The sequence below is a fragment of the Micromonospora sp. KC721 genome (genome assembly GCF_004348355.1).
In the GTDB taxonomy this organism is placed as follows: Bacteria; Actinomycetota; Actinomycetes; order Mycobacteriales; family Micromonosporaceae; genus Micromonospora.
The window spans coordinates 1-14,494 of sequence record NZ_SMJY01000061.1 but is presented as its reverse complement, the minus strand read 5'-3'; the positions used below and the strand labels follow the sequence as shown (position 1 = coordinate 14,494).

Genomic DNA, 14,494 nt, shown 5'->3' with positions numbered 1-14,494 from the left:
CACCGCGCCGAAGCCCTCCGCCGCCACCGGCGGAGGGCTTCGGCGCCTCAGACGCCGGCCGGGTAGGTCTGCATCTCGTCCGACGCGGCGCGGGCGGGCAACGGGTGCAGGGCGCTGCTCTCGTCGCACCAGACGAAGGCGTCGTACCGGTCGGCCAGCCGGGTCGGCACGTAGTTGCCCCAGGACTCGTAGCTCGGGTCGTAGACCACGCCGATCGCCCGGTGGTCGAGGGTGCCGGTGGCCCACTCCGGTTGGTCCGGGCCGCCGAAGACGAGCACCGCCCGCTCCGGCATCAGCTCGTGCAGCCGTCGTTCCAGCGAGCCCTCCCGGGCCGGCGGCACCACCATCGACTCCGCCGCGGAACCCCAGCGCGGCGCCGCGATCACCGTCCCCCGGTAGCTGCCGAAGCCGACCAACGCGACCCGGTCCCGGCCCAGCCGTTCCCGGGCGAGCTGGCCGATGTTGATCATGCCGTCGGCGGCCATGTCGGTGGCCCGGGCGTCACCGACATGGGTGTTGTGCGCCCACACGATGCCCCGGGAGTCCGGGCCGTAGTGGTCCAGCAGCCGGTCCAGCGTGTCGGTCATGTGGATGTCCCGGACGTTCCAGGACTCCGGGCCGCCCTGCACCATGGCCCGGTAGTAGCGCTCCGCGCCGGCCACCACCTCCGCGTTCTGCCAGGCCGCGAAGGCGTCTGGGCCGTCCGCTGCGGCGTGTTCCCGGGTACGCGCCAACAGGCGCACCACCTCCTCCTCGCAGCGGGCGGAGACGAACCGGCTGGCCGCGCCGTACTCCTCGACGCGCCTGCCGTACGGCTCGAAACACCGGTACGCGTCCTGGGCCGCCGCCAGCGAGCGCGGATCCTCCTCGCCGAGGTAGTCGAAGATGGCCCGCACGGACTCCCAGAGGCTGTAGACGTCCAGGCCGTGGAACCCGGCCCGCTCCCCCGTCGGGCGTTGCAGGTTCCAGGTGCGCAGCCAGCGGCAGAAGCGGTCCACCTCGGCGTTCGCCCACATCCAGGTGGGCCAGCGCGCGAACTGTTCCAGGGCGTGCCGCGGGTCGGTGGCGCCGCCGGGAGCGGCGGTCACCGACCGGTTCACCCGGTCGCAGTCGGGCCAGTCCCCCTCCACCGCGACGAACGAGAAACCCTGTTCGGCGATGAGCCGTCGGGTGAGCTGCTCGCGGAGGCGGTAGTACTCGGAGCTGCCGTGGGTGGCCTCCCCGATCAGCACCACCCGGGCGTCCCGCACACGCGCCAGCAACGGATCGAGGTCGCTCGGCGCGCCGAGCCGCTGAACCAGCATGCGTGCGGCTACCCGGCGGACCGACGGGCAAACGCGCCGGCCCGCCGGCCCAACTGGCGGGAATCGGGCGGTGTCTCGGGCCGCCGAACGGGTAGCCGGCACCCATGACCGTCACCGGGGCGCAGTTGCGGGAGCACCTGGCCGGGCTCGACTTCCCGGTCTCCCGGGCCGATCTGGTCCGCCGGGCCCAGGAGAACGGCGCCAGCACCGAACTGCTCCAACTGCTGATGGCCCTGCCCGCCGACCGGTTCACCGACCCGGCGGAGCTGGACGACGCCCTCGCCACCCTGTCCTGACCGGTGCCGCCGCGGCACCGGACCGGCGGCCCCGCCCGGTGATGTCCGGGCCGGCAGGACGGCCGGCACCGGCGCCCGGGTCGACGGCGTGCAGCAGCCGGAACAGGACCAGCCACTGTTCCGGCCAGACCAGGCCGACCGGCGTGGCCGGGTCGAGCCGGGCGGCCCGCATCGCCCCGTCCACCCGGGGGTACGCCGTGCGCAGCGAGGCCGCCAGGGAACCGCCGACCCCGCCGAATCCCCGCTCGACCATCCGCCGGTACGCCGGCAGCGCCGCCGCCGGTAGCAGCGGCTCGGGCCGGCGTTCGATGCGCAGGATGCCGCCGTCCACCGACGGCACCGGCCGGAACGCGGTGCGCGGCACCCGGCCGGCGAGCCGCCAGTGGTGCTCGGGCCAGGTGAGCACCGTCAGCCGGCTCCACCGCCCATGGTCGCCGCTGCGTTTGCGGGCGTACTCCAGTTGGGTGAGCAGCGTCGCGGCGCGCAGCCGGGGCGCGGCCAGGCACCAGCGGACCACCGCCGCCGTCAGCGACCAGGGAATGTTGCCGACCACCGAGAAGGGTTCGTCGGGTGGGGTGGCGGCGAGGAAGTCCTGCTGCCGGTGGGTGACCCGGGGCAGCGCCGCGCTGAGGGCGGCCAGTTCCGACGCGAGCGCCGGGTCCACCTCGTACGCGATCAGTCGCCGGCACCGGGCGGCCAGCGGGCGGGTCAGCTGGCCGCGTCCGGCTCCCACCTCCAGCAGCAGGTCGTCGGGGTCGGGTCGGGACGCCCGGACCAGGCGCGCGAGGGCGGCCGCGTCGGCGAGGAAGTTCTGGGACAGCACGCGACGGTACCGGTCGCGATCGGTGGTGCGGGGTCGGCGGGGCGCCACGGGATCGTCCTGTCTGTCGCCGGTCGGCGACGGTACGGACAGGCCACGGCAGAGCGGGGCCGGTCCGAGCGGGTCGGGACTCGGACGGCCCTGGAGATCGGCGCGGAGTACGCGCACGCGGCGGTGTGGGCGCGCCGCACCGGCCGACCCGCACGGCGAACCGGCGGGACGGCGGTGGCGCGCGTCAGGTCAGGCGCGGTGGGCGTACCGGCCGGCCAGGGCCGGGCGCCGGACGCGTGGACGGGCAACCAGCAGGAGGCCCCGCGTGGCCGGCGCGGCGGCCACGTCGATCAGGGCGTAGGTGCACATGCCGGCCAGGCTAATCGCCGGCCCGCGCCGGGGCGACGGAATTTACCGGCCCTGCCTGCGGCTCAGAGTTCCATGGTGCGGCCCGCGCGGCGGGCGGCCTCGGCGGCGACCAGGATCTCCACCACCTCCCGACCGAACCGCACGTCGCAGCGGTGGTCGCGGGTGCCCGCGTCGATCTCCTCGAGGAGCTGGTCGATCGCCGTGCCGAAGGCGGTCAGCACGCTGCCGTCGCCGGGCGGGACGATCTCGGTGCCGTTCTCCCCGTAGAAGACGAAGTCCCGGGTCATCGCCCCGGGTGGCGCGTCCAGGGTGAGGGAGAGCGCGCTGGTCGCACCGCCGTCGTGGGTGAGCAGCAGGTGCACCAGGCCGCGCGGCCCGTCCATCGCGGCGACCCGGGTCACCCGGCCGAGCACCGGCAGGATGATCGACAGCGCGTGTGGGCCGATGTCCCACAGCGCGCCGTGCTCCCGCCGCCACGGCGAGCCGCCGTACGGGCTGCCGGGCTGGTAGATCGAGGCGAACATGGTCGCCCGGGCGTGTTGCCAGCCGCCGGCCGCCGCCGTCGCGGCCAGGAAACCGGTGATGTTGGGGTGGAACCGCTGGGTGAAGAAGACCACCGAGGCGACCCCGGACTGCTGCGCGGCGGCCACCACCCGGTCGGCGTCGGCCAGGCCGAGGGCGAGCGGCTTGTCCAGCAGCAGGTGCCGGCCGGCGGTCGCGGCGCGGAAGGCGATGTCGGCCTGCACGTCCGGCGGGAGCGCGACGGCCACCGCGTCGACGGCGTCCAGCAGGGCGTCCACGTCGTCGTACGCCGGCACACCGTGCCGGTCGGCCAGTTCGGCGGCCTTGCGCGGGTCGCGTCCCCAGACTCCGGCGAGTGCGGCGCGCGGGTGCGCGTCGATCGCCGCCGCGTGCGTCTCCGCCGCCCAGTGGCCAGTGCCGAACAAACCGAACCGCAGCACGAGGTCCCCCCGGTGTCGTCGTCGGCCGCGACGGTTCCGCAGCCCGTGATCCACACGCTAGTCGCCGTCCCGTCCCGCCGCAGCCGACGCGGCGGGACGGCGACCGGGCCGGCGACGGGTCACCCAACGATCAGTAGGCTGTCCCGGTGACCGAGACCGGGACCGGACGCCCCCGATGACCAGCACTGCCTCGACCGGCTCGCCGGTGGACGGGTTCCTCGCGACCGCGACGATCGTGCTGTCGCTCGTAGTCGCGTTGTGGAGCCTGGTGGCGGCGGTGCGCCACCGTCGGCCGGACCGTCCGCAGTTCGTCGGCCTCGCGGTGCTGGCGTGCGCGCTGCTCGCGCTGGCCGGGGTGGCGCTGGTCGGGCTCGGCGGCGGTGCGCGGCCGGGCGAGCCGGCCGCCTTCTTCGGCTACCTGGTGACGCTGGTCTGTCTGCCGCCGTTGGCCTGGGTGCTGGCCCGGATGGAGCCGACCCGGTGGGGCTCGGCGATCGTCTGTGTGGTCTGCCTGGTCATCCCGGTGGTGGTCGTCCGGCTCCAGCAGACCTGGGCGGTCGCCGGTGGCTGACACCGACGCCCCGGCCCGGCGACCGGCCACCAACTCCGGCCCCGGCCGGCTGCTGATCGCGGTCTACCTCCTGTTCGCCATCGCCGCGACGTCGCGGGCCGGGTTGCAGATCGCCACCAGGTTCGACGAGGCGCCGGTGGCGTACCTGCTCTCGGCGCTGGCCGCGCTGGTCTACATCGTGGCGGCGGTCGGCCTGGCCCGGGCCGGGCACGCCGCCCGCCGGGTAGCGCTCGCCTGCTGCTCGGTGGAGTTGGCCGGGGTGCTGGGCGTCGGCGTGCTGAGCCTGGTCGACCCGGCCCTCTTCCCGGACGAGACGGTCTGGTCCGGCTTCGGCGTCGGGTACGGCTACGTTCCGCTGGTCCTGCCGGTGCTCGGTCTGCTCTGGCTCTGGCGAACCCGCCACGCCCCCCGCTGACCTCCGGCGGGTACGCCGGCCGGTGGCTCAGTCCCGGGGACCGCCGGCGACGTAGATCACCTGGCCGGAGACGAAGGACGCCCCCTCGCTGACCAGGAACGAGATGGTGTGCGCGACGTCCTCCGGCCGGCCGGTGCGGCGGACCGCGGCCTCGGCGGCGGCGTGCTGCTGCAGCGCCTCGAAGTCGACCTGCATCCGAGCGGCCGTGGCGGCGGTCATGTCGGTGACGATGAAGCCGGGCGCGACCGCGTTGACCGTCACGCCGAACGGCCCCAACTCGATGGCGAGGGTCTTGGTGAAACCCTGGAGGCCGGCCTTGGCCGCCGAGTAGTTCGCCTGGCCCCGGTTGCCCAGGGCCGAGGTGCTGGAGAGGTTGACGATCCGGCCCCACCGTTGCTCGACCATGTGCTTCTGGGCGGCCTGGCTGAACAGGAAGGCACCCCGCAGGTGTACGCCCAGCACCGTGTCCCAGTCGGCGTCGGTCATCTTGAACAGCAGGTTGTCGCGGAGCACGCCGGCGTTGTTGACCAGGACGGTCGGTGCGCCCAGTTCGGCGGCGACCCGCTGCACTGCGGCCTGGACCTGGGCCCGGTCGGAGACGTCGGCGCCGACGCCGAGGGCCCGGCCACCCGTGGCGGTGATCGCGTCGACGGTCTGCGTGGTGGCCGACTCCTCGATGTCGACCACGGCCACGGCCATCCCGTCGTCGGCCAGCCGGCGGGCGGTGGCCGCGCCGATGCCGCGCGCGGCTCCGGTCACGATGGCGACGCGGGGCTCCCCCGACATGATTACCTCCGGGTAACTTGTGGCTCGGTCGACGGAGCTTAACCCAGGTTCACGGCCGCCACATCCACGGTCACGGATCAGAACGCGCCGCGGCAGAGCCGGATCCAACGGTAGCCGTACCCGGCGAGCTTGAGGCTGTCCAGCTTGCCCACCTCGCCGTACCCGCGGTCGGCGAGCACGTCTGTCGGCAGGTCCGCCTCGGGGGCGAGGAGCCCGAGGTCCACCTCCACGTCGTCAGAGCCGAGGTTGTGCAGGAAGACCATGGTGCCGGTGGGTCCGTCCGCCCGGTGGGCCAGCACCCCGCGCGGCATCGGCACGTCGATGTGGGTGGTGGAACCCGAACCGATCTCCGGGGACTCCCGCAGCGTACGGATCATCCGCTCGAACCAGCCCAACAGCGACTTCGGGTCGCGGCGTTGGGCGGTGACGTTGACCTTCTGGTAGCCGAACTCCCCCTTGTCGATCACCGGTCGGACCAGCTTCTCCGGCTCGGCCGTGGAGAAACCGGCGTTCTCCTGGTACGACCACTGCATCGGGGTACGGATCGCTCGCCGGCCCGGCAGCGACAGGTCCTCACCCATGCCGATCTCCTCGCCGTACCGCAGCACCGGCGTGCCGCGCAGCGAGAACTGGAGCGCGTACGCCAGCTCGATCCGCCGCCGGTCGTTGCCGAGCATCGGGGCGAGCCGACGCCGGATGCCCCGGTCGTAGATCCGCATGTTCTCGTCCGGACCGAACTGTGCGTACACCTCGTGGCGTTGCTCGGCGGTGAGCCGGGAGAGGTCGATCTCGTCGTGGTTGCGCAGGAAGGTGGCCCACTGCCCACCGGTCGGCAGCTTCGGGGTGTCCCGCAACGCCTCGATCACCGGCTCGGGATCCCGCCGGGCCAGGGCGAGCATGAGCCGCCCGTTGAGCATGAAGTCGAAGAGCATGTGGATGCGGTTGCCCGAACCGGCCTGGTCACCGAAGAAGGCGGGCAGTTGGTCGGGCTCCACGTTGGCCTCGGCGAGCAGGATCGAGTCGCCGCGCCGCCACTGCACGTGCTGGCGCAGCTCGGTGAGGAACTCGAAGTCCTTGGGCGAGTTCGGGTTACCCGGTTCGGTCAGCTCGATGATGAACGGCACCGCGTCCATCCGGAAACCGGCGACGCCGAGCTGGAGCCAGAACGAGACGATCTTCTTGACCTCCTCGCGGACCTCCGGGTTCGCCATGTTCAGGTCCGGCTGGTAGCGGTAGAACCGGTGGTAGTACCAGGCCTTGGCGGTCCGGTCGTAGCTCCAGGTCTCGTGCTGCTCGCCCGGGAAGACCATGCCCTGGTGCCGGTCGGCCGGCTCGTGCTCCGACCAGATGTACCAGTCCCGGTACGGCGAGTCGGGCGAGGAGCGGGCGGACAGGAACCACGGGTGTTCGTCCGAGGTGTGGTTGACCACCAGATCGATGATCACCCGGATGCCCCGGTTGCGTGCCTGGTGCAGCAACTCGGCGAAGTCACCGAGGCTGCCGAAGCGCGGGTCGACGTTGTAGAAGTCGGTGACGTCGTAACCGTCGTCCTTGTTCGGTGACGGGTGGATCGGGTGCAGCCACAGGCAGGTCACCCCGAGCCGGGCCAGGTAGTCGAGCCGCCCGATCAGGCCCCGGATGTCGCCGACGCCATCGCCGTCGGAGTCCGCGTACGTGTCGATGTCGAGGCAGTAGACGACGGCCTCGGAATACCACCTGTCACCCATGCCGGCCTAATGTCTCCGATCCGCCCGGCCGGCAAACCCGAGGACGGGTCGCGGTGGAGGTGGCCCGCGCATCGGCGGGTGTGACCGGCCGCCCGGCGGGTACTGCTGTTCGATCCCGGCAGTTCTCTTCGGAAAGGACACGCATGGCTCTCGCCCAGGACGTCGACCCGAACCAGTTCAGCGGGCTGACCGGGTGGGTGGCCGGCGTCATCGACTCGCTCGGTGCGGTCGGGGTGGCCTTCCTGGTGGCCCTGGAGAGCATCATCCCGCCAATCCCCAGCGAGATCGTGTTGGCCATGGCCGGCTACCTGTCCAGCGAGGGCCGGTTCTCCCTGCTGCTGATCGTGCTGGCGGCGACGGTCGGCTCGCTGGGCGGCGCGCTGGCGCTCTACTGGATCGGTGCCGTCCTCGGCGAGGACCGGCTCAAGCGCTGGTTGGACCGGCTACCCCTGGTCGACCTGGACGACCTGGAGAAAGCCGACCGCTGGTTCGAGCGGTACGGCCGGTGGGCGGTGCTGATCGGCCGGCTGGTGCCGGTGGTACGCAGCCTGGTGTCGGTCCCGGCCGGCGCGAACCGGATGCCGTTGGGCGAGTTCGTGCTGCTCACCACGCTGGGCAGCGGGGTGTGGAACACGTTGATCGTCGGCGCGGGCTACGCGCTGGGCACCCGCTGGTCGGACGTGGACCGGTACAGCAGCTGGTTCAACTACGCCATCTTCGCGGTCTTCGCCTTCATGGTCGCGAGTTGGACGGCCAAGAAGGTGCGCCGGCGGCGGGCCAGGCGGGAGCGGGAGTCGGTGGCCCCCGGCCGCTGACCGGGCCGCCTCCCGGAGGCGACGGCCCGGCCCTGTCCGTCACGTCTCGACGGGTACCCGCCGCGGTCGGCGCAGCACCATCTGCTCGGCCACCGTCCATGCCGTCGTGGTCACCAGGTAGAGCACCGCCGCCAGCGGCACCACCAGTGCCACCAACACCGTCCCGTACGGCAACAGCGGGGCCAGCCGGCCGGCCACCGCCGCGCCCGGACCCTCGATCGGCGTACCGGCCACCGTCGCGGCGGCGGCCAGCGTGCGCCGCGTCCGCCGGGACAACGACCAGGCCAGCCCGGTCAGCGCCACCAGCAGCGCGCCGAAGACCGGCAGCGCCGCGCCGGCGAGCCCGTCGGTCAGGTGCCAACCCAACGGCACACCCGCCAGCCGTTCGTCGAGCAGCCCCGCGTGGCCGTTGCCCAACGCGAAGAGCCGGTACATGACCAGGAGGAACGGTGCCTGCAACAGCGCCGGCAGGCAGCCCGCCACCGGGGAGGCACCCGCCCGCCGGTAGAGCGCGAACACCTCCCGTTGGAGGGTGGCCGGGTCTTCGGCGTACCGCTGCCGGAGCGCCCGGACCTCGGGGGCGAGTGCCGCGCGGCGCCGCTCCCCGCGGACCTGGGCCAGGGTGAGCGGCGAGATCAGCAGCCGGACGGCGACGGTGAACAGAACGATGGCGGCGGCCGTGGCCGCCCCACCGGCGAGCGGCGCGAGCAGTTCGGCGAGCCAGGTGACGGCGACGCCGGCGGCGCCCACCGCGTCGTGCACGGGTGAGAAGGCGAGCATGGTTGACCCCTCGGTGGCGATTCCGGGCGTCCCTCGGTGGGGACGGATGACGACGGAATCGGTCGGGCGGGACGCGGATCAGGCTGCCGCCGGACCCCACCCGACCGCGAGGGCCCGCCCCGGTGCCCGGGGACGTGGACGACCCGCCGCGTCCGGGTCGACCTGGCGCGGCACCCGCCGCCGCCGGGCCCGTTCCCGCAGCACCGTCGCACGGCGCACCCCGCGGGCCAGCCCGCCGGGCAGCCGCGGACACGTCGCCAGCCGCGCCGTGAGCAGCAGTGCGGCCACCACCGCCGCGCCGGCCACCAGCTCGGCCGGCCGGTTGGCGAGCAGCGTCAGTTCGGCGAGCGTGTACGCCCACAGACCTGTCACCGCCACCAGCAGACCCGGCACGACATCAGCCTAGGACCGACCGTCCAGTACCGGCCCCGACGCCCGACACGCGGCCCGACGCGCCGGGGTCGAGTTTCCGGCCCTGACCACCCTGGGTAACCAGAGCCCAACCGGTCCGGACTTCCCGCGGCCGGCTCGGAACGGACGGTGGTGGCGATGACCAGCCAGGTGGCGGAGGCGACGACGAGCCCACAGGGCACCGACCTGCTGACCGTCGGGGTGGAGGAGGAGTTCCTGCTCGTCGACCCGCACACCGGGGCCGCCGTGCCCGCCGTCGACCTGGTCATGGAGCAGGTGCCACCGGAACTGCGTGGCCAGGTGGAACGTGAGTTCCAGACCAGCCAGATCGAGATCGGCACCCCGCCCGGACTGGAGCTGCACTCCATCCGGCACTCCCTCGGGATGCTCCGCGCCGAGCTGGCCGCCGCCGCCGAGCGGGCCGGCGTACGGCTGCTCGCCATCGGCACCGGCCCGGTGCCGGGTCCGGTTCCGCCGGTGGTCGACAAGCCCCGCTTCGACCGGATGATCGAACGGTTCCGGCTGCTGGTGCCCGGTCCCGGCAACAACGGTATGCACGTGCATGTCGGGGTGCCCGACCCGGACACCGGGGTGCAGGTGCTCAACCACGTCCGGCCCTGGCTGCCGGTGCTGCAGGCGGTCACCACCAACTCGCCGTTCTCCGCCGGGGTGGACACCGGGTACGCGAGCTGGCGCTCGGTGGAGTGGGAGCGCTGGCCGTCGGTGGCGCCGACGCCCTACCTGGCCTCCCACGAGCACTACCGCCGGCTGATCCGGCAGCTCATCGCCAGCGGCGTGATGCTCGACGAGGGAATGCTCTACTGGTACGCCCGACTGTCGGCCAAGTACCCGACGGTGGAGCTGCGCATCGGCGACGTCTGCCCCTCGGTGGACGACGCGGTGCTGGTCGCCGCCCTGGTCCGAGCCCTGGTGGCGACTGTCATGGCCGACATCGCCGAGGGTCGGCCGGCGATCAACACCGAACACCACCTGCTGGTCGCCGCACACTGGCGGGCCGCCCACGACGGGCTGGAGGGTGACGGGGTGGACCTCACCACCGGTGAGCTGCGCCCCGCCTGGGAGCTGGTGGACCGGCTGGTCGACCGGGTCCGTCCGGCGTTGGCCGAGCACGGCGACCTCGCCGAGGTGACCGACCTGCTCGGCGGGCTGCGCCGGCACGGCACCGGTGCCGCCCGGCAGCGGGCCGTGTACGCGCGTACCGGCCGGCTGGAGGACGTGGTGGCCGACGTCGCGCGACAGACCCGGGGCTGACCCTTTCGTGGGAGACTTAGCGCCGTGGCGCAACGGCTGATCGTGATCGGCGGGGACGCTGCCGGGATGGCGGCGGCCTCACAGGCCCGCCGCCGCCGGGGCCGCGACGACCTGGAGATCGTCGCCTTCGAGCGGGGGCATTTCACGTCGTACTCGGCCTGCGGCATCCCGTACTGGATCAGCGGCGTCGTCAAGGACCGTGACCAGCTGATCGCCCGCGACCCGGCGACCTTCCGCGACGACTTCGACATCGACGTGCGGCTGCGGACCGAGGTCACCGGCATCGACCTGAGCCGCCGCGAGGTCCTGGTCCGGGACGTGGACGGCGGGGGGCAGTTCCACGAACGGTTCGACACCCTGGTGTACGCCACCGGCGCGGTTCCGGTGCGACCGGACTGGGCCGACGACACGGTCGCCGGGGTGTTCGGCATGCAGACCCTCGACGACGGCGCGGCGCTGCGCGAGTGGCTGGACGCCGAGCCTCGCCCGGAGCGGGCGGTGGTCGTCGGCGGCGGCTACATCGGGGTGGAGTTGGCCGAGGCGCTGATCCAGCGCGGTCTCGCCGTCACGTTGCTGGAGCAGGGCGAGCAGCCGATGTCGACGGTGGACCCGGACATGGGCGCCCTGGTTGCCGACGCGATGCGCACGGTCGGCATCGACGTCCGGACCGGGGTCGAGGTCACCGGGATCGAGGAACGCGACGGCCGGGTGGCCGCGGTGGTCACCGCCGCGGGGCCGGTGCCGGCCGACGTCGTGGTGCTGGGTCTCGGGGTACGCCCGAACACCGCGCTCGCCGGGGCCGCCGGCCTGCCGCTGGGCCCCTCCGGCGGGATCCGGGTGGACCGGCGGATGCGGGTGCCCGGGGTGCCGGACGTCTGGGCGGCCGGCGACTGCGTGGAGACGCTACACCGGGTCAGCGGAATGCCGGTGCACGTCCCGCTCGGCACGCACGCCAACAAGCAGGGCCGGGTCGTCGGGATCAACATCGGCGGCGGGTACGCCACCTTTCCCGGTGTGGTCGGCACGGCGGTGACGAAGGTCTGTGAGGTGCAGGTGGGGCGCACGGGCCTGCGCGAGCGGGACGCCGCCGCCTCCGGCTTCGAGTTCGTCTCGGTGATCGCCGAGTCCACGAACCGGGCCGGTTACCACCCGGGCGCCGAGCCGATGACGATCAAGCTGATCGCCGAGCGTCCCACCGGTCGGCTGCTCGGCGCGCAGATCGTCGGCCGCTGTGAGGCGGCCAAACGGATCGACGTGCTGGCCGTGGCGCTCTGGAACGGCATGACGGTGGACGAGATGACCTCGCTCGACCTCGGCTACGCCCCGCCGTACGCGCCGGTGTGGGATCCGGTGCTGATCGCCGCCCGCAAGGCCGTGGACGCCCTCGCCGGGTCGGGTCGCTGACCGGCCGCCATCGGGTGGTTCGTCGGACGCCGCCACCACCAACGGCGCCCGCCTGATCCAGTGGACCTGCGGCACCGGCAACCACCAGCAGTTGCAGCGGCGCACCCACCAAGGGGGACGCGACAGGGCCGTACCGGGGATGCCCCTTTCGGTACGGCCCTGTCCTCGTACGGCGGCTCGTTGTCGGTGGTGGCGGTTAGCGTTTACGCGCTGTCAGCGGTTGCGGACCTTCCCCCTCGGAGGCATCGATGTCGCAGGAGACGACCTACCTCGAACTGTCCGAAGTGGACGGTGGAGCACACAAGTTCTACGAGGTCGTGGTGGAGAACACCGCACTGACCGTGCGCTACGGCCGGATCGGCGACCAGGGCCAGGTGAAGACCACCAGCTACCCGGACAATGCCCGGGCCCGGGCCGCCGCCGCGAAGAAGATCGGCGAGAAGATCCGCAAGGGGTACGCCCCGGCGGTGCGCGGCGCCCGGCAGAAGCGGCCGGTGTCCCGCCGGCAGATCGTCAGCACCCGCTCCACCGCCCGGACGGCCCCGGTGCTCTGGCGGTACGACTCCGGCGCGCCCGCGTTCGGCGTCTTCGTCGACGAGCGCACGTGCATGGTCGGCAACGAGCGCGGCGTCATCACCACCCTCGACCACGACGCGCGGATGCTCAACCAGGTCCGGCTTCCCGACGGGGTGAAGTGCATCGTCGCCGACGACCACTGGATCTACGCGGGCTGCGACGACGGCAACGTCTACGACCTGTCCGGCAAGGTGCCCCGGGTGGCGTACGCGGTCACCCCCGACATCGACATCTACTGGCTGGACATCCACGACGGCGTGCTGGGCGTGTCCGACCGCGAGGGCGGCATCGCCGCGATCGACCACGAGGACGAGTTCCTGTGGCGGCGGCCGGGACGCGGTCGCTCCGCCTGGATGGTCCGCTGCGACCGCGACGCCCTCTACCACGGCCACTCGGCGGGGGTGACCGGTTGGGACTGGCGTACCGGGCGGGAGCTGTGGCACACCCGCACCGGGGCGGTGCTGTTCGGCTGGCAGGAGTCCGATGCCGTCTTCGCCGGCACCGGCACCCGCGAGGTGGTGCGGTTGGGCAAGGACGGGCGGGCCCAGCAGACGTACCGCTGCGACGCCGCCGTCTTCTCCTGCGCCACCGCCGAGGGCGGCCGGTACGTCTTCGCCGGTGACAGCGCCTCCTCGATCTACTGCTTCGACGCGGCCGGCAACCGGCTGTGGAAGCTCGGCACCGGCTGCGGCTCCGCGTACTCCATGCAGTACCACCGGGAACGGCTCTACGTCGTCACCACCAGCGGCCACCTGGCCTGCATCGACGCCAGCGAGCCGGCGATCCGGGCCGCCGAGGCGGGCAGCGTGCCGGAGGTGGTGGACGTCAAGGCGCCCACCCGGCTTCCCGAACCGGCCGCCTGGTCCACCGTGGAGGTGACCAGCGACGACCGGGGCGGGGTGGTGGTGGAATGTGTCGAGGAGCGCGGCCGGCTGCGCATCCACGTCCTCTCCGAGGGCTACCACCGGGACTGGACGGTGCAGTTCCCGAAGGGCATCCGGGAGCCGGGGGTGCGCTACCTGGTCACCGGGGTACGCGAGGCGGGCCGGGGCGGCTTCTACCGGGCGTACGGGGACATCCGCCGGCTGCGTTGAGCCCGTCCGGTTGCGTGCTCCACGATGAACCGGTGGAGATCCCCGAGGGGTTGTCGTGGGTACGCGCCGAGCCGGCCGGGCGGGAGTGGCTGGCGGCGTTGCCCGAGCTGCGCGAGGCGTGCGCCCGGCGCTGGTCGCTGCGGCTCGGGCCGCCCTTCCCGTACGCCTTCGCCTCGTTGGCGATGCCCGCTGAGCTGCCCGACGGCACCCCGGCGGTGCTGAAGCTCCAGTACCCGGACGCGGAGAGCGCCCACGAGGCCGACGCGCTGGTCGCCTGGGACGGCCACGGGGCGGTACACCTGCTGGACCACGACCCGGCGCGCCGGGCGCTGCTGGTGGAACGCTGCCTGCCTGGTACGCCCCTACACGACCTGCCGCCCGACGCGGCGCTGGACGTGGTGGCCGATCTGCTGCCCAGGCTGTGGCGTCCGGCCGGTGCGCCCTTTCCGCTGCTCGCCGAGGAGGCCGCCGGGTGGATCGCCGGGCTGCCGGCGAGGTGGGAGCGGGCCGGCCGCCCGTACGAGCGGCGGCTGCTCGACGAGGCGGTCGGGCGGCTCACCGAACTCGTCGCCGACCCGGGCGAACCGGTGCTTCTCAGCCAGGATCTGCACGCCGGCAACGTGCTCCGGGCCGACCGGGAGCCGTGGCTGGCGATCGACCCGAAGCCGCTGGCCGGCGAGCGGGAGTTCTCGGTCGTGGCGATCGTGCGCGGGGCGGAGCTGGGGCACTCACCCGATGCGGTGTGCCGCCGGCTCGATCGGATCACCGGCGCGCTGGGACTTGACCGCGAGCGGGTGCTCGGCTGGACCCTCGGCCACTCCCTGCTCTGGGCCATCGACGGCACGACGGTGTGGCCGGACCAGATGGAGGTGGCCCGCTGGCTGACCGCCGCCGCCTGACC

At 73.2% G+C, this 14,494-nt stretch carries 13 protein-coding genes and 2 pseudogenes; 8 read left to right on the top strand and 7 right to left on the bottom strand.

Features of this window, described 5'->3' with window-relative positions:
• Positions 1–47: 47 nt before the first annotated feature.
• Positions 48–1,304 carry an erythromycin esterase family protein gene (locus E1182_RS13295; protein ID WP_132264656.1) on the bottom strand — a complete coding sequence of 419 codons (1,257 nt, stop codon included), beginning with the start codon at positions 1,302–1,304 and terminating at the stop codon, positions 48–50.
• Positions 1,305–1,408: 104 nt separating this feature from the next.
• On the opposite strand from E1182_RS13295, the gene E1182_RS13290 reads away from it, so the two are divergent.
• Positions 1,409–1,600: a DUF2795 domain-containing protein gene (locus tag E1182_RS13290; protein ID WP_132264653.1), complete on the top strand. Its 192-nt coding sequence runs from the start codon at positions 1,409–1,411 to the stop codon at positions 1,598–1,600.
• An 85-nt stretch (positions 1,601–1,685) separates the two neighbouring features.
• Here the strand turns inward: E1182_RS13290 and erm are convergent.
• Both erm and E1182_RS13280 read right to left on the bottom strand, forming a co-directional pair.
• Positions 1,686–2,471 (bottom strand): annotated as a pseudogene (gene erm / locus E1182_RS13285) (ErmE/ErmH/ErmO/ErmR family 23S rRNA (adenine(2058)-N(6))-methyltransferase); the annotation flags it as partial.
• A gap of 371 nt (positions 2,472–2,842) precedes the next feature.
• Positions 2,843–3,742 carry a Gfo/Idh/MocA family protein gene (locus E1182_RS13280; RefSeq protein ID WP_207921386.1) on the bottom strand — a complete coding sequence of 300 codons (900 nt, stop codon included), beginning with the start codon at positions 3,740–3,742 and terminating at the stop codon, positions 2,843–2,845.
• 175 nt (positions 3,743–3,917) lie between these two features.
• Between E1182_RS13280 and E1182_RS13275 the strand changes: the two genes are divergently transcribed.
• Together E1182_RS13275 and E1182_RS13270 are read left to right on the top strand one after the other, a co-directional pair.
• On the top strand, positions 3,918–4,313 hold the full coding sequence (locus tag E1182_RS13275) for a hypothetical protein (protein ID WP_132264649.1): 396 nt from the start codon (positions 3,918–3,920) through the stop codon (positions 4,311–4,313).
• Positions 4,306–4,783, top strand: a pseudogene (locus tag E1182_RS13270) (hypothetical protein). Before E1182_RS13275 ends, E1182_RS13270 begins: the two are co-directional and overlap by 8 nt.
• On the opposite strand, the gene fabG reads toward E1182_RS13270, so the two are convergent.
• Positions 4,756–5,514 (bottom strand): 3-oxoacyl-ACP reductase FabG, encoded by a 759-nt coding sequence (fabG, locus tag E1182_RS13265; RefSeq protein ID WP_132264643.1) that lies wholly within the window; start codon positions 5,512–5,514, stop codon positions 4,756–4,758. The pseudogene E1182_RS13270 and the gene fabG sit on opposite strands and share 28 nt — an antisense overlap.
• A gap of 77 nt (positions 5,515–5,591) precedes the next feature.
• Positions 5,592–7,241, bottom strand: coding sequence for an alpha-amylase family protein (locus E1182_RS13260; protein ID WP_132264641.1), 1,650 nt, complete (start codon positions 7,239–7,241; stop codon positions 5,592–5,594).
• Between the two features lie 143 nt (positions 7,242–7,384).
• Between E1182_RS13260 and E1182_RS13255 the strand changes: the two genes are divergently transcribed.
• The gene (locus tag E1182_RS13255; RefSeq protein ID WP_132264639.1) at positions 7,385–8,056 is read left to right on the top strand and encodes a DedA family protein; all 672 of its coding nucleotides are present in this window, start codon (positions 7,385–7,387) and stop codon (positions 8,054–8,056) included.
• 39 nt (positions 8,057–8,095) lie between these two features.
• Here the strand turns inward: E1182_RS13255 and E1182_RS13250 are convergent, their stop codons facing one another.
• The gene (locus tag E1182_RS13250; RefSeq protein WP_132264636.1) at positions 8,096–8,836 is read right to left on the bottom strand and encodes a YidC/Oxa1 family membrane protein insertase; all 741 of its coding nucleotides are present in this window, start codon (positions 8,834–8,836) and stop codon (positions 8,096–8,098) included.
• 78 nt (positions 8,837–8,914) lie between these two features.
• The gene (locus E1182_RS13245; RefSeq protein ID WP_371687544.1) at positions 8,915–9,229 is read right to left on the bottom strand and encodes a DUF6412 domain-containing protein; all 315 of its coding nucleotides are present in this window, start codon (positions 9,227–9,229) and stop codon (positions 8,915–8,917) included.
• 156 nt (positions 9,230–9,385) lie between these two features.
• Between E1182_RS13245 and E1182_RS13240 the strand changes: the two genes are divergently transcribed.
• From E1182_RS13240 to E1182_RS13225, 4 genes are all read left to right on the top strand, one after another.
• On the top strand, positions 9,386–10,519 hold the full coding sequence (locus E1182_RS13240) for a glutamate--cysteine ligase (protein ID WP_132264633.1): 1,134 nt from the start codon (positions 9,386–9,388) through the stop codon (positions 10,517–10,519).
• Between the two features lie 24 nt (positions 10,520–10,543).
• Positions 10,544–11,923 carry an FAD-dependent oxidoreductase gene (locus tag E1182_RS13235; protein ID WP_132264631.1) on the top strand — a complete coding sequence of 460 codons (1,380 nt, stop codon included), beginning with the start codon at positions 10,544–10,546 and terminating at the stop codon, positions 11,921–11,923.
• A gap of 248 nt (positions 11,924–12,171) precedes the next feature.
• A complete protein-coding gene (locus tag E1182_RS13230; RefSeq protein ID WP_132264628.1) occupies positions 12,172–13,593 on the top strand; it encodes a WGR domain-containing protein in 1,422 nt (473 codons plus the stop codon).
• 32 nt (positions 13,594–13,625) lie between these two features.
• Entirely contained in the window at positions 13,626–14,492 is an 867-nt protein-coding gene (locus tag E1182_RS13225) for an aminoglycoside phosphotransferase family protein (protein WP_132264626.1), read from the top strand.
• The last annotated feature ends 2 nt before the right edge of the window (positions 14,493–14,494 follow it).

Bases quoted from the DNA above. Each gene is read 5' to 3' on its own strand.
- E1182_RS13295 (WP_132264656.1), bottom strand. From the start codon at position 1,304: ATGCTGGTTCAGCGGCTCGGCGCGCCGAGCGACCTCGATCCGTTGCTG.
- E1182_RS13290 (WP_132264653.1), top strand. From the start codon at position 1,409: ATGACCGTCACCGGGGCGCAGTTGCGGGAGCACCTGGCCGGGCTCGAC.
- E1182_RS13275 (WP_132264649.1), top strand. From the start codon at position 3,918: ATGACCAGCACTGCCTCGACCGGCTCGCCGGTGGACGGGTTCCTCGCG.
- fabG (WP_132264643.1), bottom strand. From the start codon at position 5,514: ATGTCGGGGGAGCCCCGCGTCGCCATCGTGACCGGAGCCGCGCGCGGC.
- E1182_RS13260 (WP_132264641.1), bottom strand. From the start codon at position 7,241: ATGGGTGACAGGTGGTATTCCGAGGCCGTCGTCTACTGCCTCGACATC.
- E1182_RS13255 (WP_132264639.1), top strand. From the start codon at position 7,385: ATGGCTCTCGCCCAGGACGTCGACCCGAACCAGTTCAGCGGGCTGACC.
- E1182_RS13250 (WP_132264636.1), bottom strand. From the start codon at position 8,836: ATGCTCGCCTTCTCACCCGTGCACGACGCGGTGGGCGCCGCCGGCGTC.
- E1182_RS13240 (WP_132264633.1), top strand. From the start codon at position 9,386: ATGACCAGCCAGGTGGCGGAGGCGACGACGAGCCCACAGGGCACCGAC.
- E1182_RS13230 (WP_132264628.1), top strand. From the start codon at position 12,172: ATGTCGCAGGAGACGACCTACCTCGAACTGTCCGAAGTGGACGGTGGA.